This window comes from Citrobacter sp. wls710, assembly GCF_005281115.1.
GTDB classification, from domain to species: Bacteria; Pseudomonadota; Gammaproteobacteria; order Enterobacterales; family Enterobacteriaceae; genus Citrobacter; species Citrobacter werkmanii.
Genome location: NZ_SZXD01000035.1, coordinates 238,383 through 256,664, shown reverse-complemented (window position 1 = coordinate 256,664; position 18,282 = coordinate 238,383). Strand labels below are relative to the sequence as shown.

The 18,282-nt window shown below is 52.7% G+C and carries 19 protein-coding genes and 1 pseudogene; 10 read left to right on the top strand and 10 right to left on the bottom strand.

Going from position 1 to position 18,282, the window contains the following annotated elements:
* The 8 genes and pseudogenes from FDX14_RS25485 to FDX14_RS17870 all read right to left on the bottom strand — a co-directional run.
* Positions 1–115 (bottom strand): annotated as a pseudogene (locus FDX14_RS25485) (hypothetical protein); the annotation flags it as partial.
* A gap of 230 nt (positions 116–345) precedes the next feature.
* Positions 346–1,098 carry an L-cystine ABC transporter ATP-binding protein TcyN gene (gene tcyN, locus FDX14_RS17900; RefSeq protein ID WP_003030477.1) on the bottom strand — a complete coding sequence of 251 codons (753 nt, stop codon included), beginning with the start codon at positions 1,096–1,098 and terminating at the stop codon, positions 346–348.
* Complete coding sequence (tcyL, locus tag FDX14_RS17895; RefSeq protein WP_006684074.1) at positions 1,095–1,763, bottom strand: cystine ABC transporter permease; 669 nt, start codon at positions 1,761–1,763, stop codon at positions 1,095–1,097. Before tcyL ends, tcyN begins: the two co-directional genes overlap by 4 nt.
* Before the next feature lie 20 nt (positions 1,764–1,783).
* Positions 1,784–2,770 carry a D-cysteine desulfhydrase gene (gene dcyD / locus FDX14_RS17890; protein ID WP_137349999.1) on the bottom strand — a complete coding sequence of 329 codons (987 nt, stop codon included), beginning with the start codon at positions 2,768–2,770 and terminating at the stop codon, positions 1,784–1,786.
* A gap of 107 nt (positions 2,771–2,877) precedes the next feature.
* Entirely contained in the window at positions 2,878–3,678 is an 801-nt protein-coding gene (gene tcyJ / locus FDX14_RS17885) for a cystine ABC transporter substrate-binding protein (protein ID WP_170973598.1), read from the bottom strand.
* Positions 3,679–3,903: 225 nt separating this feature from the next.
* Positions 3,904–4,455, bottom strand: coding sequence for a flagella biosynthesis regulatory protein FliZ (fliZ, locus tag FDX14_RS17880; protein ID WP_069323574.1), 552 nt, complete (start codon positions 4,453–4,455; stop codon positions 3,904–3,906).
* Between the two features lie 56 nt (positions 4,456–4,511).
* Positions 4,512–5,231, bottom strand: a complete 720-nt coding sequence (gene fliA / locus FDX14_RS17875; protein ID WP_038641545.1) for an RNA polymerase sigma factor FliA — start codon at positions 5,229–5,231, stop codon at positions 4,512–4,514.
* Positions 5,232–5,393: 162 nt separating this feature from the next.
* On the bottom strand, positions 5,394–6,860 hold the full coding sequence (locus FDX14_RS17870; protein WP_137349997.1) for a flagellin N-terminal helical domain-containing protein: 1,467 nt from the start codon (positions 6,858–6,860) through the stop codon (positions 5,394–5,396).
* Positions 6,861–7,115: 255 nt separating this feature from the next.
* Between FDX14_RS17870 and fliD the strand changes: the two genes are divergently transcribed.
* The 4 genes from fliD (at position 7,116) to amyA (ending at position 10,872) form a co-directional block, all read left to right on the top strand.
* Positions 7,116–8,522, top strand: coding sequence for a flagellar filament capping protein FliD (fliD, locus tag FDX14_RS17865; protein ID WP_137349996.1), 1,407 nt, complete (start codon positions 7,116–7,118; stop codon positions 8,520–8,522).
* Between the two features lie 15 nt (positions 8,523–8,537).
* Positions 8,538–8,945: a flagellar export chaperone FliS gene (gene fliS / locus FDX14_RS17860; protein WP_042307694.1), complete on the top strand. Its 408-nt coding sequence runs from the start codon at positions 8,538–8,540 to the stop codon at positions 8,943–8,945.
* Positions 8,945–9,316: a flagella biosynthesis regulatory protein FliT gene (fliT, locus tag FDX14_RS17855; RefSeq protein WP_061382620.1), complete on the top strand. Its 372-nt coding sequence runs from the start codon at positions 8,945–8,947 to the stop codon at positions 9,314–9,316. Before fliS ends, fliT begins: the two co-directional genes overlap by 1 nt.
* A gap of 68 nt (positions 9,317–9,384) precedes the next feature.
* Positions 9,385–10,872: an alpha-amylase gene (amyA, locus tag FDX14_RS17850; RefSeq protein WP_137349995.1), complete on the top strand. Its 1,488-nt coding sequence runs from the start codon at positions 9,385–9,387 to the stop codon at positions 10,870–10,872.
* 40 nt (positions 10,873–10,912) lie between these two features.
* Here amyA and yedD read toward each other — a convergent pair whose 3' ends face one another.
* Entirely contained in the window at positions 10,913–11,326 is a 414-nt protein-coding gene (gene yedD, locus FDX14_RS17845; RefSeq protein ID WP_042307689.1) for a lipoprotein YedD, read from the bottom strand.
* A 164-nt stretch (positions 11,327–11,490) separates the two neighbouring features.
* Here yedD and yedE point away from each other — a divergent pair, with 164 nt between their 5' ends.
* A complete protein-coding gene (yedE, locus tag FDX14_RS17840; protein ID WP_502704211.1) occupies positions 11,491–12,717 on the top strand; it encodes a selenium metabolism membrane protein YedE/FdhT in 1,227 nt (408 codons plus the stop codon).
* Positions 12,714–12,947: a sulfurtransferase-like selenium metabolism protein YedF gene (gene yedF / locus FDX14_RS17835; protein WP_000790504.1), complete on the top strand. Its 234-nt coding sequence runs from the start codon at positions 12,714–12,716 to the stop codon at positions 12,945–12,947. Before yedE ends, yedF begins: the two co-directional genes overlap by 4 nt.
* A gap of 54 nt (positions 12,948–13,001) precedes the next feature.
* Here yedF and fliE read toward each other — a convergent pair whose 3' ends face one another.
* Positions 13,002–13,316, bottom strand: a complete 315-nt coding sequence (gene fliE, locus FDX14_RS17830; RefSeq protein WP_016153486.1) for a flagellar hook-basal body complex protein FliE — start codon at positions 13,314–13,316, stop codon at positions 13,002–13,004.
* Between the two features lie 216 nt (positions 13,317–13,532).
* Here fliE and fliF point away from each other — a divergent pair, with 216 nt between their 5' ends.
* The 4 genes from fliF to fliI are packed head-to-tail and all read left to right on the top strand — an operon-like array spanning position 13,533 to position 18,267.
* Positions 13,533–15,206, top strand: a complete 1,674-nt coding sequence (fliF, locus tag FDX14_RS17825) for a flagellar basal-body MS-ring/collar protein FliF (protein ID WP_137349994.1) — start codon at positions 13,533–13,535, stop codon at positions 15,204–15,206.
* Positions 15,199–16,197 (top strand): flagellar motor switch protein FliG, encoded by a 999-nt coding sequence (fliG, locus tag FDX14_RS17820; RefSeq protein ID WP_003030443.1) that lies wholly within the window; start codon positions 15,199–15,201, stop codon positions 16,195–16,197. The genes fliF and fliG overlap by 8 nt, the downstream gene beginning before the upstream one ends.
* On the top strand, positions 16,190–16,897 hold the full coding sequence (gene fliH / locus FDX14_RS17815; protein ID WP_061382616.1) for a flagellar assembly protein FliH: 708 nt from the start codon (positions 16,190–16,192) through the stop codon (positions 16,895–16,897). The genes fliG and fliH overlap by 8 nt, the downstream gene beginning before the upstream one ends.
* Positions 16,897–18,267, top strand: a complete 1,371-nt coding sequence (gene fliI / locus FDX14_RS17810; protein WP_042307679.1) for a flagellar protein export ATPase FliI — start codon at positions 16,897–16,899, stop codon at positions 18,265–18,267. Before fliH ends, fliI begins: the two co-directional genes overlap by 1 nt.
* Positions 18,268–18,282: the final 15 nt, after the last annotated feature.

The following is an 18,282-nucleotide window of genomic DNA, read 5'->3' as shown; positions in this document are numbered from 1 at the left end:
GGTGTCTGGAAATATAGGGGCAAATCCATTCATTATAGACATCCTCTGCCGTCGCCATTTCCTGAAAGCGTAACAGCATGCTCCGTCGCCAGGTGAAGAAATCATGATCCTGCATACTAAGTGGTAATGCCCCTGAGATTGATAATCATCCAAACATATGAAATAAGCTAACACATAAATGTATTTTATATATGCAAATTATCGGACAAATGAAAAATTACTTGAGCGTTACTCAACAGCCAGAACAAGCAACAGAATCAAGCGTTAATAATAAAGCAATATTTATAAATAGTTATGCGAGCGGCACTCACCACAAACAATGTCGGTAAGTGCCGCTTGTACTATTTACTGCATGAGGAATTTTTCGAGAAACTGACGGGTTCGCGGCTGTTGCGGATGCGTAAATAAAGACTTAGCCGGCCCCTGCTCCACTATTCGTCCTTGATCCATAAATATCGCCCGGTCGGCCACGTCACGAGCAAAGCTCATTTCATGCGTCACAATCACCATGGTACGTTTTTCCTGCGCCAGCTGGCGAATGGTATTAAGCACCTCGCCAACCAGTTCAGGGTCAAGCGCGGAGGTAGGTTCATCGAATAAAATAACCTCTGGTCGCATCGCCAGCGCCCGGGCAATCGCCACACGCTGCTGCTGCCCACCGGACAGACGGCGCGGATAGCTGGTTTCTTTTCCCGCCAGTCCGACTTTTGCCAGCAGTTCGCGAGCACGGGCTGTCGCTTCGGCTTTCGGTTCGCCTTTGACAATCACCGGACCTTCAATAATGTTTTCCAGTACCGTACGGTGAGGAAACAAATTAAAGTTCTGGAACACAAAACCTACGTGCTGGCGCAACTGGCGAATCAGCCCTTTCTGCTGAGTTAACGACCGCGCTGTATCAATGGTTATCTCACCCACTTTAATGGTGCCCGCCTCCGGTTGCTCCAGCAAATTAATGCTCCGCAGCAGCGTGGTCTTGCCCGAACCGCTCGGTCCGATAATCGCCACAACTTCACCGGGTTTGACGTCGAGATCGATCCCATGCAGTACCGTTTGCCCATGGAATTTTTTGACCAGGTTTCTGACTTCGATAGCGCTCATTTCGGCTCTTTCTCCTGGCGGTTCAGTTGTTCTTCAAAATAGTTCTGCAGCGCAGAAAGCACTGTTGCCATTACCCAATAAATCAAGGAGGCCGCCAGATACATAGTGAACACTTCCAGTGTACGCGAGGTAATCAGCTGCGCCTGACGAAACAGTTCAGGAACCTGGATAGTCGCGGCCAGCGATGTATCCTTCACCAAGCTGATAAAGCTGTTGCTCAGCGGCGGTAGTGCAACGCGTGCCGCCTGCGGCAGGATCGCCCGGCGCATAGTCTGCCAGCGCGTCATGCCAATACTGGCCCCCGCTTCCCACTGACCTTTGTCGATGGAGGAGATTGCCGCCCGCAGCGTTTCCGCCGCGTAGGCCGCCGTATTCAGCGACAAGCCAATCATCGCCGCCGGGATGGGATCCAGCTCAATACCAAACTGCGGCAGACCGTAATAGATCATGAACAATTGGGCGATCAACGGCGTTCCGCGAAAGACCGAGATATAAAAGCGCGCCAGCCAACGTACAGGTAACAGCGGCGACAGGCGCATCAGCGCCAGGATAAACCCCAGCACGAGGCCAAAAAACATCCCGCCGATACTCAGTTGCAGCGTAAAAACCGCGCCTTTAAGCAGATACGGTAGGGAATCGATCACCAGTTGGATACTTTCTTGCATTACGTTTTTCTACCTGATTGTTACACGTGAGGATGGTAGGCAAACAATGCAGGCGCCCCACCGGTATGGATAAAGAGAATTGGCCCTTCATCTTTAAAGCGCTTCTGGCTGATGCCGTCAATCAGACCCGCCATCGCTTTGCCGGTATAGACCGGATCCAACAACATGCCTTCCAGCCGTGCCAGCAGTTTTACCGCTTCCATGCCCTCTTCGTTTGGCGTACCGTAGCCCGGCGCATAATAATCATCCCATAACAGGATATCCGCAGAGGCCGTCAGTTCCAGTTCACGGGCAATGTCCTGTTGTAGCGTAACAACTTTTGGCTTTTGATCGGCCACGCTGCGCGAGACGGTCACGCCAATCAGCTCGACGTGTGGCATTAGCTGTTCCAGGCCAACGGCCAGTCCGGCATGCGTTCCCGCGCTGCCCGACGCCACAACCACGGAAGACAGCTCTACGGCCCCTTCACATTGTTGCGCAATTTCCAGCGCGCTTTCCACGTAGCCCAGCGCGCCCAGAGCATTAGAACCCCCAACCGGGATCACATACGGACGGAACCCTTGCGCTTCAATCCGCGTCGCCAGTTCCTGAAGTTGCGCATTCGGATCGCTCAGCGCATCGCACATTTCAATCTGGGTATTAAACAGGTCCAGCAGCAGACGGTTGCCGTTGCTGAGATAGTTTTCCGCCGTGGTGCCAATCGGGTTTTCCAGCAGCGCCACGCAGTGCAGGCCAAGTTTAGCCGCTACCGCCGCCGTCTGGCGCACATGGTTAGACTGGATAGCACCCGCGGTTATCAACGTATCGGCCCCTTCACGCAGCGCATCCGCCGCCAGAAACTCCAGTTTACGCAGTTTATTGCCGCCCATGGCCATCGGCGTAACGTCATCGCGTTTGATGAAAATATCGCGCCCAAGGTAGTCGGAGAAGCGTGGAAGATATTCGAGCGGTGTTGGCGCGCCAATAAATTCCAGACGAGGAAAGCGCGTTAAGTTATGCAGCGGCATACAGCCTCCGGTATTCGTTGTTGTGATGTTCTTTTTATTATGCACGTTCAGGCGCAATGAAATAAAAAAAGGCGCTGTTAAAGGCGCCTTTTTTCATCGGATGACGATTATTTCGTCACATCCGCTCCAAACCATTTTTCAGACAGCGCTTTCAGCGTACCGTCTTTTTGCATTTCGGCAATGGCAGCATCAACCGCTTTCAGCAGATCTTCATTGCCTTTGCGCAGCGCCACGCCGGACTCCTGGCGGGAGAATGCTTCACCGGTGACGGCCAGCGTATCTTTGGTTTTTTTCACCAGGTCCAGTGCCGCCAGACGGTCAACCAGAATAGCGTCGATACGGCCTACGCGCAGATCCTGATATTTGGTCGGGTCATCATCATAGGTACGAATATCTACGCCCTGCACGTTCTGGCGCAGCCACTCTTCATAGTTGGTGCCCAGACCCACGCCGACTTTTTTACCTTTCAGATCGGCAGCTGTCTTGATAACACCTTCATTACCTTTCTTCACCAGCGCCTGGATACCAGAGACTGTGTACGGGGTAGAGAAATCGTATTTTTTCTTACGTTCGTCAGAGATGGTCACCTGGTTGATAACCACGTCAATGCGTTTGGAATCAAGCGAGGCCAGCATGCCGTCCCACTTGGTCGGCTTCAACGTGGCTTGCACCCCAAGGTGCTTTGCCAGTGCTTCGGCGAACTCCACTTCGAAACCGGTCAGCTTGCCGTCATCGCCCTGAAAACTAAACGGGGGATAGGTCCCTTCCAGGCCCACCAGCAGCGTACCGCGCTCTTTAACTTTATTTAACAGACCTTCATCTGCATAAGTCTTTACGCTCATTCCGGCGACAAGTGCAACAGCCATTACACCCATCAGAGCCTGACGTCCCAGAAGTGCTAATTTCATAGTTACCCCGAATATTGTCATTAGTGACCATCATTTATCCACAAAATCATTCGAGTTGTATCAAGGCGGCAAGCGAGTAAGTCCCCAGGAGCTTACTAAAGTAAGTGACTGGGGCGAGGGAGTGCAGCCAACGCAGAGACAGCTTGAAGGATGACGTGTATATGACCGTAGTGTAAAGCGTTTGTCGTGATTCACAAAAACCACTCCGTTACACCTTATTCGTTTTTAATATATATCAGAACTGGCTGTCCAGGAGGATTTCTGCATATGTCCCATATGCGTATGGGCTTTAAACTGCTCATACTTACGCAATGCGATGCGATAATTGTTGGTGCTGGTTTCCGGCAGCCACGGGGCAAGGTTTTCGTCCAGGAACCCTTCCTGCAGCAATTCGTGAGAGATATTTTGTTCGGTCAGATGATTGCCAAGACGGCGCAGGCGGACCACGTATTCGCGTACCGTACCGTGGCTCATTTCGGTTTGCTCAAACAAAAATTGTTTAAAACCGATAATGTCAAAAAAGTCGCTCTGCTCTTTGCAATGCAAATCACCGCAAAAACGACACAGCGCCACCCACTCTTTCTTCTCCTGTTCCCACTCAGCTTCATCCAGCAACGTGTCCAGGCGGGCGATGGCGATTTTATTAACAATTTGCCCGCGACGAACCAGCGTGATCCTGTCGAGCAACTTCAGGCAATGGGCACAATGCGTCTGGCTGTGTTTGAAATCTTTGAGGTAGCGGCTTAGAGGCCGTCTTTTTGATTGCTGCACCGTCATGAGAACTCCTGGTAGTCAATTCGTAATGCGGCATTGTTCAGGGGTAATGATTACCCCTATAGCTTACCCAGCTTGGTGCGTAGACGTTTGATGGCCTGACTGTGCAACTGGCTGACCCGTGATTCCCCGACTTCCAGTACAGCGCCGATCTCTTTCAGATTCAGCTCTTCCTGGTAGTACAGCGTTAACACCAGCTTTTCGCGCTCCGGCAACGCCTCGATCGCCTCCATCACGCGCTGGCGAAGGTTACCCTCCAGTAGCTGTTGTAACGGGTTTTCCTGCTGATGTTCTTCCGTCACCAGCTCAATACTATCGCCATGCTCTTCCCGCCACTCGTCATAGGAGAAGAGTTGGCTGTTATTGGTATCAAGCAACATCTGACGATACTCTTGCACAGGAATAGCCAGACGCTCCGCCACTTCGGTTTCCGTCGCGTTACGCCCTAACTCCTGCTCCAGTTGCCCCATCGCCTGTGCCACTTCGCGAGCATTGCGCCGAACGCTACGCGGCACCCAATCCCGGCTACGTAGTTCGTCCAGCATCGCTCCACGAATACGCTGCACTGCGTAAGTGGTAAATGCCGTTCCTTGCAAAGCGTCATATCGGTCAACTGCATTCAATAACCCGATGCCGCCCGCTTGTAGCAGGTCATCCAGTTCTACGCTCGCCGGCAAACGCACCTGAAGGCGCAATGCTTCGTGACGCACCAACGGTACATAACGCTGCCACAGCGAGTGTTTATCCATTACACCTTCAGCGGTATACAGTGAATTCACGATAAACAGCCCTGCGTTAAATGAGTTATCGGCATGATTATACGTTTCTGCAGGGGTTTTAATCGGGTGAATAGTGAGTGAAATGAGGGGTTATTTGGGGGTTACGGGTAAAGCTAAATATAAAAAACCCCGCCGGAGCGGGGTTTGCGCGATAAGCGTAAATTAACGCAGCAGAGACAGAACGTTCTGCGGAACCTGGTTGGCCTGTGCCAGCACAGAAGTACCTGCTTGTTGCAGGATCTGTGCTTTGGACATGTTGGACACTTCGGTCGCGTAGTCAGCATCTTCGATACGGCTACGTGCAGAAGTCAGGTTGTTAACAGTGTTACCCAGGTTGGTGATGGTAGAGTCGAAACGGTTCTGTACCGCACCGAGGTCGCCACGTAAGGTATCAACCTGAGCAATCGCTTTATCTAATACATCTAACTGATTACGAGTAGCTTCACTTGCATTGTCCTGTGTAACTAGCTTCGCACCAGTAGTACCGGCATTCTTAACATACATCTGCTTATTAGTTGCATCGGTGACAGTACCTGCTGCATCGATCTTATAAGTATCAGCTCCTACAGTTAAGGATCCACCTGCGCCCGTAGCATTTTTCATCGCAAGATCAGATTCTTTTGCAGCCAAGTTTGTAGCGTGTGTCGTTAATTTATCAGTAGCCTCAGTGTAAAGAGTACCACCACTTACGGTTACAGAAGCATCAGAATGGTCAGCTTGCGTACCCGCAACTTTAAGAGTGATTTCATTACCATCGATTGTAGCTTTGTATTCACCATAACCATTGGTGTTAGCATCAGTGGTCGCCGTCCAAGTCGTTCCTTTCCAATCAAACGTGCCGCCTAAAGACGTGGCTGTTGCGGTTGCTGCAGTAGCAATCTCTGTAGCAGCAGTATTATCTAAGGTCACTTGCGTGTTGTTTTTGTTTGTAACAAAGTCACCAGAGTTAGCACCAACATAAACAGCTGCGTTACCAGCCTTATTGGTGACAGCCCCTGATTTGACATCAACCTGATAAGTATTCGCCCCTAACGTGTAATCCATTTTACCCGTAGCGCCAAATGATTTTACAAGGTCATTTTTAGTTGCAGCAGTGTCACCTGTTACACTGAATCCAGTAAGTCCCAGTGTTTTGCTGGAAATTTCTTTTAGGTCAATAGTAATTTTTTCATTATCATTTGCGCCAACCTGGATACTCAATTTGTTGTCACTTGCTAATACTTTCACACCGTTAAACTGAGTTTGACCAGAAACACGATCGATTTCGCTCAGACGTTGAGTAATTTCAGCCTGAATGGACTTTAAGTCGGAATCAGAGTTTGAACCGTTAGCTGATTGCACAGATAGTTCACGTACACGCTGCAGGTTGTTGTTAATTTCGTTCAGCGCGCCTTCAGTGGTCTGCGCGATGGAAATACCGTCGTTAGCGTTACGGGAAGCCTGAGTCAGACCTTTGATGTTTGCGGTGAAGCGGTTAGCAATCGCCTGGCCAGCAGCATCGTCTTTCGCGCTGTTGATGCGCAGACCGGAGGACAGACGCTCGATAGCGGAGCTCAGGGAAGACTGAGATTTGTTCAGGTTGTTCTGGGTCAACAGCGACAGGCTGTTTGTATTGATGACTTGTGCCATGATCTTTTCCTTATCAATTACAACTTGATGTTATTGGGCTGTTGCCCACGGTTTCTCACCGTAACCCATGTATCGGCACCTTAAATTCGAACTTTAGAAAATTTTTACTTTCCGCCCTCTTTTTTCTTAGCCCCTGAAATACCCTCTTTATATGCCATTATTCTGCGCATTATTTTTGCAAAACTATCATTAAACTTTGTGCGCAGATTGCCGATAACTCGCTTAACTACTGTTTGCAATCACAAGGAATTAGGCATGCCTTCATTTACATCATTGGGCGTCGGCTCAAACTTACCACTGGATACGTTGCTGACAAACCTGACTACTGCTGAAAAAAAACGTTTAACTCCAATTACCCAGCAGCAGAGCTCGAATACCGCAAGATTGACGGCTTACGGCACGCTGAAAAGTGCATTAGAAAAATTCCAGACGGCAAATACCACGCTAAATAGCGCCGATTTGTTTAAAAGCACCACCGTCACTAGTAGTACTGAGGACCTTAAGGTATCAACCTCTGCCGGTGCAGCACCAGGGACCTACACCGTTAGCGTTACACAACTTGCACAGGCGCAATCATTAAGTACCAAAAGTGGTATCAGCTCGACGAAAGACGCATTAGGGGACACATCTTCCGAGAGTCGCACGATTAAAATTGAGCAAAAAGGTCGCAAAGAGCCGCTGGAAATTAAGTTAGGTAAAGACCAAACGTCGCTGGAAGGTATTAGAGATGCCATTAACGACGCTGACAGCGGTATTTCCGCCAGTATCGTTAAAGTTAAGGAAAATGATTACCAATTGGTATTAACCGCTGACAGTGGTGTCGATAATAAGATGACCATTTCGGTTAGCGGCGACAGCAAGCTCAATAATTTATTAGCCTACGACAGCACCACCAGCAGCGGAAATATGAAACAGCTGGTGGAAGCCAAAAATGCGCTGTTGAAAGTTAACGGCATTGAAATTGAACGCCCAAGCAACACCATTACCGATGCCCCGCAGGGGGTGACGTTGAATCTGACTAAAGAAGTGACCGACGCGCGAATTACCGTCACCAAGAGCAATGATAAAGCCACGGAAGCAATCAAAGGTTGGGTGGATGCCTATAACTCGCTGCTGGATACCTTCTCAACGCTGACCAAATACACTGAAGTTGATCCTGGATCCGAAACCCAAGACACGAATAATGGTGCATTACTCGGCGACAGCGCTGTACGTACTATCCAGACCGGGATCCGCGCCCAGTTTTCCAACGGCGCCAGCGACGGTGCATTCAAAACATTAGGTGAAATCGGTATTACCACTGACGGTACCTCAGGCAAGCTGAAAATTGACGACACCAAGCTGAAAAAAGCGCTGGAAGATAATACCGCGGCGACCCGTCAGTTGCTGGTTGGTGATGGTAAAGAAACCGGGATTACCACCAAAATTGCCACTGAAGTAAAAGGTTACCTGGCCGATGACGGCATTATTGACGTAGCCCAGGACAATATTAACGCGACGCTGAAAAAACTGACCAAACAATATCTGGCCGTCAGCAATAGCATCGACGATACCGTCGCACGCTATAAAGCGCAGTTTACCCAGCTTGATAGCATGATGAGCAAGCTGAACAGCACCAGTACTTATCTGGGCCAACAATTTTCAGCCATGAGTAATTCCTGATAACACGAGGTAAGCATGTATACCGCGAGCGGTACCAAAGCCTATGCACAGGTCAGCATAGAGAGTGGCGTGATGAGCGCCAATCCGCATCAGCTGATTGAAATGTTGTTTGATGGCGCGAACAGCGCCCTGGTGCGCGCTCGCCTGTTTATGCAACAGGGCGATATCGTCGCCAAAGGCGAGGCCATTAGCAAAGCCATTAATATTATCGATAATGGTCTGAAAGCAGGGCTGGATCAGGAGAATGGCGGTGAAATCGCCACCAACCTGTCTGCGCTGTATGACTATATGATTCGCCGTTTACTGCAAGCCAACTTGCGTAATGATTGTCAGGCTATTGAAGAAGTTGAAGGGTTGCTCGGCAACATTGCGGAAGCCTGGAAACAGATCTCACCGAAAGCGTCGTCCCAGGAGTCTCGTTAATGACCTCAGCCGTGGAGTTTATCAACCGTTGGCAGCGCATCGCGCTACTCAGTCACTCGCTGCTGGAACTGGCGCAGCGGGGTGAGTGGGACCTTTTACTGGAACAGGAAGTTAGCTATCTGCAAAGTATTGAAGTGGTCATGGAAGAGCAAACTCCACCTGGCATTACGCGAAGTATTCAGGACTTAGTGGCCGGGTATATTAAACAGACGCTGGATAACGAACAGTTGCTCAAAACACTGTTGCAGCAGCGGCTGGATGAACTTAGCAATCTCATCGGTCAGTCGACGCGCCAGAAGACGCTCAATAACGCCTATGGCCGTCTTTCCGGCATGCTGTTAGTGCCCGACGCCCCCACCGCCCCGCAATAATTTTCTGTTAAATCTGAATAATCTTCCATACTCCAGAGGTCGGCCAAACGACTTCTGGAGCACGGAAGATGAAAAATCCCACGTTATTGCAGTATTTTCACTGGTATTATCCCGATGGGGGTCAACTCTGGCCCGAGCTTGCCGAACGCGCAGGCGGACTCAATGATATCGGCATCAATATGGTGTGGCTGCCCCCCGCCTATAAAGGCGCATCCGGCGGTTATTCCGTTGGCTACGACTCGTACGATCTGTTTGACCTGGGCGAGTTTGACCAGAGGGGAACCATCCCCACCAAATATGGCGATAAAAACCAGCTGCTGGCGGCAATTGACGCACTGAAACACAACGACATCGCCGTACTGCTCGACGTGGTGGTCAACCACAAAATGGGCGCGGATGAGAAAGAAAAGATTCGCGTCCAGCGGGTTAATGCCGACGATCGCACGCAAATAGAGGATGAAATCATCGAGTGTGAGGCCTGGACGCGCTATACCTTCCCCGCCCGCGCAGGTCAGTATTCGCAATTCATTTGGGACTATAAATGCTTCAGCGGCATTGACCATATCGAAAACCCCACCGAAGACGGCATTTTCAAAATCGTTAACGATTACACCGGTGAAGGCTGGAACGATCAGGTGGACGATGAACTGGGTAATTTTGATTATCTGATGGGCGAAAACATCGATTTTCGTAATCACGCCGTGACCGAGGAGATCAAATACTGGGCGCGCTGGGTGATGGAGCAAACCCAGTGTGACGGCTTTCGTTTAGATGCGGTGAAACATATTCCGGCATGGTTTTATAAAGAGTGGATTGAACACGTACAGGAAGTCGCCCCCAAACCATTATTTATTGTCGCGGAATACTGGTCCCACGAAGTCGACAAGCTGCAAACCTACATTAACCAGGTGGAGGGGAAAACCATGCTGTTCGACGCTCCTTTGCAGATGAAATTCCACGAGGCCTCCCGTCAGGGCCGCGATTACGACATGAGCCAGATCTTCACCGGCACGTTAGTCGAGGCCGATCCGTTTCATGCCGTCACGCTGGTTGCCAATCATGACACCCAGCCATTGCAGGCACTGGAAGCCCCTGTCGAGGCGTGGTTTAAGCCGCTGGCCTATGCGTTGATCCTGCTGCGGGAAAACGGCGTACCGTCGGTGTTTTATCCTGACCTGTACGGAGCACATTACGAAGACACCGGCGGCGATGGCGAAACCTATCCTATCGACATGCCAATCATTGAACAGCTTGCCGAACTGATCCTCGCCCGCCAGCGCTTCGCCCACGGCGTACAGACGCTCTTTTTCGATCATCCTAACTGTATCGCTTTTAGCCGCAGCGGAACGGACGAAGATCCCGGCTGTGTGGTGGTGCTGTCTAACGGCGATGACGGGGAAAAAACCATCAATCTCGGGGCGAATTACGGTAATAAAACATGGCGCGATTATTTGGGAAATCGCGAAGAAAGCGTGGTGACCGATGAAAACGGGGAAGCGACGTTTTTCTGCAACGGCGGTAGCGTCAGCGTGTGGGTGATTGAAGACGTGTTGTAATACTCAACCCCGGTGGCTACTGGCTACCGGGGCGTGCTGCTTATGGCAGCGGTGTGGCCAGCGGCGTTTTCGTTAACGCGTCAGCGCACTCCTGCGTCGGGCGATCCACTCGTTGCAGCGTCATGCCATCATACTCCAGCGTATTGCCTTCGCGCTCAATCTCATACAGCTCACGTTTCACCGTCACGTTGGTGAGATCACCGGAAATCATCGTCAGTTTCCCCGGCAGGGCAATGACCCGCTGCCACTGGCGACAATCCAGCGTGTCACCCTCTTTCGTCACTACCAGGCTGGCAATGGCTTCCGGGCTGACCAGGCTACGTTGCGGTCCTTTTGACTGCCAGTAACCTTCCAGACCGGCTGGCGCGGGCGTTTTCACCACGTCGTTATAATTCTCTACTTCGGCGCATCCGCTCAGCGCCAGAAATACCCCAACGATCGCTAATTTTTTCATCATTCATCCTGCATGCGAAGAAAATGGGATTGTGGCATTAAAGGCCTGATGCCGCCAGCCTTTCGGTGGCATTGAGAAAAATTGATCCAGACGGTGTTACCTCTTATTACTCATAGTCAAAAATTCTGATCGGTGTAGTATCCACACTTCTTGTTACATACCTTCTGAGTTCAGAGGCAAAACACATGTCATGGCAACACTTCAAACAGGCCTGGTTAATTAAATTTTGGGCCCCTGCCCCTGCGGTCATCGCAGCGGGTATTCTCTCTACTTACTATTTTGGCATTACGGGAACCTTCTGGGCCGTAACCGGTGAATTCACCCGTTGGGGCGGTCAAATCCTGCAATTATTTGGCGTTCACGCCGAAGAGTGGGGATACTACAAGCTGATCCATCTCGAAGGCTCGCCCCTGACCCGCATCGACGGCATGATGATCCTCGGTATGTTCGGCGGCTGTTTTGCTGCCGCACTGTGGGCCAACAACGTCAAGTTACGCATGCCGCGCAGTCGAGTGCGCATCATGCAGGCGATAGTCGGCGGGATGATTGCCGGATTCGGCGCCCGTCTGGCGATGGGGTGTAACCTGGCCGCGTTCTTCACCGGCATTCCACAGTTCTCGCTACACGCCTGGTTTTTTGCGCTGGCAACAGCCATTGGCTCGTGGTTTGGCGCCCGTTTTACCCTGCTGCCGATATTCCGTATTCCGGTCAAAATGCAGAAAGTCTCCGCCGCTTCCCCGCTGACGCAAAAACCGGATCAGGCGCGTCGCCGTTTTCGCCTCGGCATGCTGGTGTTTATCGCCATGATCGGCTGGGCGCTACTCACCGCAATGGATAAACCCAAGCTCGGTCTGGCGATGCTGTTTGGCGTCGGGTTTGGTCTGCTGATTGAACGGGCGCAGATCTGCTTCACCTCCGCCTTCCGCGACCTGTGGATTTCCGGTCGCACCCATATGGCAAAAGCGATCATCTTCGGGATGGCGGTCAGCGCCATCGGTATTTTTAGTTATGTGCAGTTAGGCGTCGAGCCGAAGATTATGTGGGCGGGTCCAAATGCGGTGATCGGTGGCTTGTTGTTCGGCTTCGGTATTGTTTTAGCGGGCGGGTGTGAAACCGGCTGGATGTACCGCGCCGTTGAAGGTCAGGTACATTACTGGTGGGTTGGTCTGGGCAATGTAATTGGCTCGACCATTCTGGCCTACTACTGGGATGATTTTGCGCCAGCCCTCGCCACCAACTGGGATAAGGTGAATCTGCTCAACACCTTTGGTCCGCTCGGTGGCTTGCTGGTGACCTATCTGCTGTTATTTACCGCGCTGATGCTCATCATTGGCTGGGAAAAACGTTTCTTCCGCCGTGCAGGGCTGACGCCTGCCAAGGAGTCTGTATGAAAAATATCGTGCCTGATTATCGCCTGGATATGGTCGGCGAACCATGTCCGTACCCGGCAGTTGCCACGCTGGAAGCGATGCCGCAATTGAAGAAAGGGGAAATTCTGGAAGTGGTGAGCGACTGCCCGCAGTCAATCAATAATATTCCACTGGATGCGCGCAATCACGGCTATACGGTGCTGGATATTCAGCAGGATGGTCCAACGATTCGCTATTTGATTCAGAAGTAACTGTTTGCCGGATGGCGCTGCGCTCATCCGGCCGACATTATCTGCACGTTGTCCCTACACCTGCATGGACATCACTTCCTGATACGCCGATACCAGTTTATTACGTACCTGAATCCCCATCTGCATCGACACCGATGCTTTTTGCATATCGGTCATCACATCATTCAGCGCAATACCCGGTTCACCGAGGGTAAATTTCTCAGCCTGGACACGGGACGCGGTCTGCACATCGCTGATTCTGTCTAACGCCGCATGCAACTGACCGGCAAAACTCACGGTCGGTTGTGGCTGCATATCCTGCATTTTTGCTGACATCGCCGTGGTTTGTAACTGGCTGATGACCCCTTCAATCCCCTGTATTGCCGACATTCTGATCCCCTGGATGAATTTTCACGTAGCTGAGATTACCAGTTAGTCAATAAGATAAAGGCGTTAAATAACGATAAAAAACCACGGTTTTTAACCCATAGAAAAATTCGAAACCGCAAATAATGAGACCGTCAATTTTTCGAGTTTGCTGACCCGGGAGTGAGTCTTGTTCCACTTTGCAAAAAACGCCGTCCACGATAAGCCACGAGGTGCGAGATGAGTGCGACAGCATCGACTGCAACCCAGCTTAAACCTCTCGAGTGGTTAAATCGCCTGCGCGCGAATCCCAGAATTCCTCTGATTGTGGCAGGAGCCGCTGCCGTCGCTATCGTCGTGGCGATGGTTCTATGGGCCAAAGCGCCCGACTACCGCACCTTGTTCAGCAATCTTTCCGATCAGGATGGTGGCGCGATTGTCACCCAACTGACGCAGATGAACGTTCCCTATCGTTTTACTGAGGGAAGCGGCGCTATTGAAGTTCCGGCCGATAAAGTCCACGAGCTGCGCTTGCGTCTGGCGCAGCAAGGCCTGCCGAAAGGTGGAGCCGTTGGCTTTGAACTGTTGGATCAGGAAAAGTTTGGTATCAGCCAGTTTAGCGAGCAGGTCAACTACCAGCGCGCGCTGGAAGGTGAATTAGCCCGCACCATTGAAACCCTGGGCCCGGTAAAACGCGCCCGCGTGCATCTGGCGATGCCTAAACCTTCGCTGTTTGTACGTGAGCAAAAAGCGCCTTCGGCCTCCGTCACCGTTAATCTGGAACCGGGTCGTGCGCTGGATGAAGGTCAAATCAGCGCGGTCACGCATTTGGTCTCCAGCGCTGTTGCAGGCTTACCGCCGGGCAACGTGACGCTGGTCGACCAGGCGGGTCATCTGTTAACCCAGTCGAACACCAGCAGCCGCGATCTCAACGACGCGCAACTGAAATACGCCAGCGACGTCGAAAGCCGCGTGCAGCGCCGGATCGAATCGATCCTGTCGCCAATTGTCGGCAACGGTAATGTCCATGCACAAGTCACCGCGCAACTGGATTTTGCCAATAAAGAGCAAACCGAAGAGCAATACCGTCCAAACGGTGATGAGTCCCAGGCCGTGCTGCGCTCACGCCAGTTAAACGTCAGTGAGCAGGTTGGTAGCGGAGCGCCTGGCGGCGTACCGGGCGCATTGTCTAATCAGCCAGCGCCGGCTAATACCGCGCCAATCGCCAATCCCCCGGCGAATCAGCAAAATGCGCAAACCACGCAGACAACGAATAACAGTAACAATGCCGGTCCGCGCAGTACGCAGCGCAATGAAACCAGCAACTATGAAGTCGACCGTACCATTCGCCACACCAAAATGAACGTTGGCGATGTGCAGCGTCTCTCTGTTGCCGTCGTGGTCAACTATAAAACGTTACCGGATGGCAAACCGCTGCCGTTAACTGCCGAACAGATGAAACAGATTGAGGATCTGACCCGCGAGGCGATGGGGTTCTCCGACAAACGAGGCGACACCCTGAACGTGGTGAACTCTCCGTTCACAGCGACCGACGATTCCATGGGTGAGCTTCCGTTCTGGAAACAGCCGTTCTTTATTGATCAGTTAATGTCCGCAGGTCGTTGGTTGCTGGTTCTGCTGGTCGCCTGGCTCCTGTGGCGCAAAGCCGTTCGCCCGCAATTGGTCCGTCGCAGCGAGGAAGCCAAAGCCGCACAAGAACAAACACGTATCCGTCAGGAAACCGAAGAAGCGGTAGAAGTTCGCCTCAGTAAAGACGAACAGACCCAGCAACGTCGCACGAATCAGCGTCTGGGCGCAGAAGTCATGAGCCAGCGTATTCGTGAAATGTCAGATAACGATCCGCGCGTCGTGGCGCTGGTCATTCGTCAGTGGATGAGTAACGATCATGAGTAATGCCCTTACCGGTACCGATAAAAGCGTCATCCTGCTGATGACCATTGGCGAAGATCGCGCGGCGGAGGTGTTTAAGCACCTTTCCACGCGCGAAGTTCAGGCGCTCAGTACGGCGATGGCCAACGTACGCCAGATCTCCAATAAACAGTTGACGGAAGTGCTGGCGGAGTTTGAACAAGAAGCCGAACAATTTGCCGCGCTCAACATTAACGCTAACGAATATCTGCGCTCGGTGCTGGTGAAAGCGCTGGGTGAAGAACGCGCGTCCAGCCTGCTGGAAGATATTCTGGAAACCCGCGATACCACCAGCGGCATTGAAACGCTCAACTTTATGGAGCCGCAAAGCGCCGCCGACCTTATCCGCGACGAGCATCCACAGATTATCGCCACCATTCTGGTGCACCTCAAACGGGGCCAGGCTGCCGATATTCTGGCGCTGTTCGACGAACGTTTACGTCACGACGTCATGCTGCGTATCGCCACTTTCGGCGGCGTACAGCCTGCCGCGCTGGCGGAATTAACCGAAGTATTGAATGGCCTGCTCGACGGCCAGAACCTCAAGCGCAGCAAAATGGGCGGCGTGAGAACAGCTGCGGAAATCATCAACCTGATGAAAACACAGCAGGAAGAAGCCGTTATTACCGCCGTGCGCGAATTCGACGGCGAACTGGCGCAGAAAATTATCGACGAGATGTTCCTGTTCGAAAACCTGGTGGACGTCGACGATCGCAGTATCCAGCGTCTGCTGCAGGAAGTGGATTCCGAATCGCTGCTGATTGCCCTGAAAGGCGCCGAACAGCCGCTACGCGAGAAGTTCCTGCGCAACATGTCGCAACGTGCTGCCGATATTCTACGCGACGACCTCGCCAACCGTGGTCCGGTGCGTTTGTCGCAGGTAGAAAACGAACAGAAAGCGATTCTGCTTATTGTGCGTCGTCTGGCGGAAACCGGCGAGATGGTGATCGGCAGCGGCGAGGATACCTATGTCTAACGAACTGCCGTGGAAAGTCTGGACCCCGGACGATCTCGCCCCACCGATGGCGGAGTTCGTGCTGGCCGACCACAGTGAAACACCGTTGTCAGAAGAGACCGCCGAGCCGGAACTCTCTGCAGAGCAACAGCTTGAGCAGCAGCTCGCGCAGTTGCAAATGCAGGCCCATGAGCAAGGTTATAACGCCGGTCTGGCGGAAGGTCGACAAAAAGGCCACGAACAAGGCTATCAGGAAGGACTGAATCAGGGCCTGGAGCAAGGCCAGAACCAAGCGCGCGCGCAGCATGCGCCAATCACCGCCCGTATGCAGCAACTGGTGAGCGAATTTCAGAATACGCTGGATGCACTGGACAGCGTTATCGCCTCGCGCCTGATGCAAATGGCGCTGGAGGCGGCGCGTCAGGTGATAGGTCAGACGCCTGTCGTAGATAACGCCGCGCTGATTAAACAAATCCAACAACTGTTGCAGCAGGAACCGCTGTTTAGCGGTAAACCGCAGCTGCGCGTACATCCGGACGATCTCCAGCGGGTGGAAGAGATGCTCGGCGCCACCCTCAGTCTGCACGGCTGGCGGCTGCGCGGCGATCCCACGTTGCATCACGGCGGCTGTAAAGTCTCTGCCGACGAAGGCGATCTGGATGCCAGCGTCGCTACACGCTGGCAAGAGCTCTGCCGTCTGGCCGCGCCAGGAGTCGTGTAATGACCACTCGTCTGACTCGCTGGCTCAATACGCTGGACAACTTCGAAGAGAAAATGTCGCTGCTGCCTGCGGTGCGTCGCTACGGGCGTCTGACCCGCGCCACCGGTCTGGTGCTGGAAGCCACCGGATTACAGCTGCCGCTGGGCGCCACCTGCGTCATTGAACGCCAGGACGGCAACGAAACCCAGGAAGTTGAAAGTGAAGTCGTGGGCTTTAACGGTCAGCGACTGTTTCTGATGCCGCTCGAGGAGGTCGAAGGCGTTCTACCCGGCGCGCGCGTGTACGCGAAGAATATTGCCGGAGAAGGTCTGCAAAGCGGGAAACAATTACCGCTGGGTCCTGCTCTGCTGGGCCGGGTGCTCGACGGCAGCGGCAAACCGCTCGACGGTCTGCCCGCGCCGGACACTACCGAAACCGGGGCGCTGATGACGCCGCCGTTTAACCCGCTGCAGCGTACACCTATTGAACACGTACTGGATACCGGCGTGCGCCCCATTAACGCGTTGTTAACCGTCGGGCGCGGTCAGCGTATGGGACTTTTCGCGGGTTCGGGCGTCGGTAAAAGCGTCCTGCTTGGCATGATGGCGCGTTATACCCAGGCAGATGTCATCGTCGTCGGGCTGATTGGCGAACGTGGCCGCGAAGTTAAAGATTTTATTGAAAATATTCTCGGCGCTGACGGTCGCGCACGCTCGGTGGTGATTGCCGCTCCGGCAGACGTTTCACCGCTGTTACGTATGCAAGGCGCGGCCTACGCCACGCGCATCGCCGAAGATTTCCGCGATCGTGGACAGCACGTATTGCTGATTATGGATTCCCTCACCCGCTATGCGATGGCGCAACGTGAGATCGCGCTGGCGATCGGCGAGCCGCCAGCAACCAAAGGCTATCCACCGTCAGTATTCGCCAAATTACCGGCGCTGGTGGAACGTGCCGGAAACGGTATTCACGGCGGCGGTTCAGTTACCGCGTTTTACACCGTCCTGACCGAGGGTGACGATCAGCAGGACCCGATTGCCGATTCGGCACGCGCAATTCTGGACGGCCACATTGTGCTGTCCCGCCATCTGGCCGAGGCAGGTCATTACCCGGCCATAGATATAGAAGCCTCGATCAGCCGCGCCATGACTGCGCTCATTAGTGAACAGCACTATGCGCGGGTGCGTAATTTTAAACAGTTGCTATCCAGCTTCCAGCGTAACCGCGACCTGGTCAGCGTGGGGGCGTATGCCAAAGGCAGCGATCCGATGTTGGATAAAGCCATCGCCTTATGGCCACAACTGGAAGCATTTTTACAGCAAGGCATTTTTGAACGGGCTGACTGGGAAGATTCCCTGCACGCTTTAGAACTGATTTTCCCTGGTGTGTGATTGAGCAGGAGAGCA

Coding starts and splice junctions, on each gene's coding strand:
- FDX14_RS17870 (WP_137349997.1), bottom strand. CDS start 6,860: ATGGCACAAGTCATCAATACAAACAGCCTGTCGCTGTTGACCCAGAAC.
- tcyL (WP_006684074.1), bottom strand. CDS start 1,763: ATGCAAGAAAGTATCCAACTGGTGATCGATTCCCTACCGTATCTGCTT.
- fliD (WP_137349996.1), top strand. CDS start 7,116: ATGCCTTCATTTACATCATTGGGCGTCGGCTCAAACTTACCACTGGAT.
- fliG (WP_003030443.1), top strand. CDS start 15,199: ATGAGTAATGCCCTTACCGGTACCGATAAAAGCGTCATCCTGCTGATG.
- tcyN (WP_003030477.1), bottom strand. CDS start 1,098: ATGAGCGCTATCGAAGTCAGAAACCTGGTCAAAAAATTCCATGGGCAA.
- fliE (WP_016153486.1), bottom strand. CDS start 13,316: ATGTCGGCAATACAGGGGATTGAAGGGGTCATCAGCCAGTTACAAACC.
- yedF (WP_000790504.1), top strand. CDS start 12,714: ATGAAAAATATCGTGCCTGATTATCGCCTGGATATGGTCGGCGAACCA.
- amyA (WP_137349995.1), top strand. CDS start 9,385: ATGAAAAATCCCACGTTATTGCAGTATTTTCACTGGTATTATCCCGAT.
- fliS (WP_042307694.1), top strand. CDS start 8,538: ATGTATACCGCGAGCGGTACCAAAGCCTATGCACAGGTCAGCATAGAG.
- fliZ (WP_069323574.1), bottom strand. CDS start 4,455: ATGACGGTGCAGCAATCAAAAAGACGGCCTCTAAGCCGCTACCTCAAA.
- fliT (WP_061382620.1), top strand. CDS start 8,945: ATGACCTCAGCCGTGGAGTTTATCAACCGTTGGCAGCGCATCGCGCTA.
- dcyD (WP_137349999.1), bottom strand. CDS start 2,770: ATGCCGCTGCATAACTTAACGCGCTTTCCTCGTCTGGAATTTATTGGC.
- tcyJ (WP_170973598.1), bottom strand. CDS start 3,678: ATGAAATTAGCACTTCTGGGACGTCAGGCTCTGATGGGTGTAATGGCT.
- fliH (WP_061382616.1), top strand. CDS start 16,190: ATGTCTAACGAACTGCCGTGGAAAGTCTGGACCCCGGACGATCTCGCC.
- yedD (WP_042307689.1), bottom strand. CDS start 11,326: ATGAAAAAATTAGCGATCGTTGGGGTATTTCTGGCGCTGAGCGGATGC.
- fliF (WP_137349994.1), top strand. CDS start 13,533: ATGAGTGCGACAGCATCGACTGCAACCCAGCTTAAACCTCTCGAGTGG.
- fliI (WP_042307679.1), top strand. CDS start 16,897: ATGACCACTCGTCTGACTCGCTGGCTCAATACGCTGGACAACTTCGAA.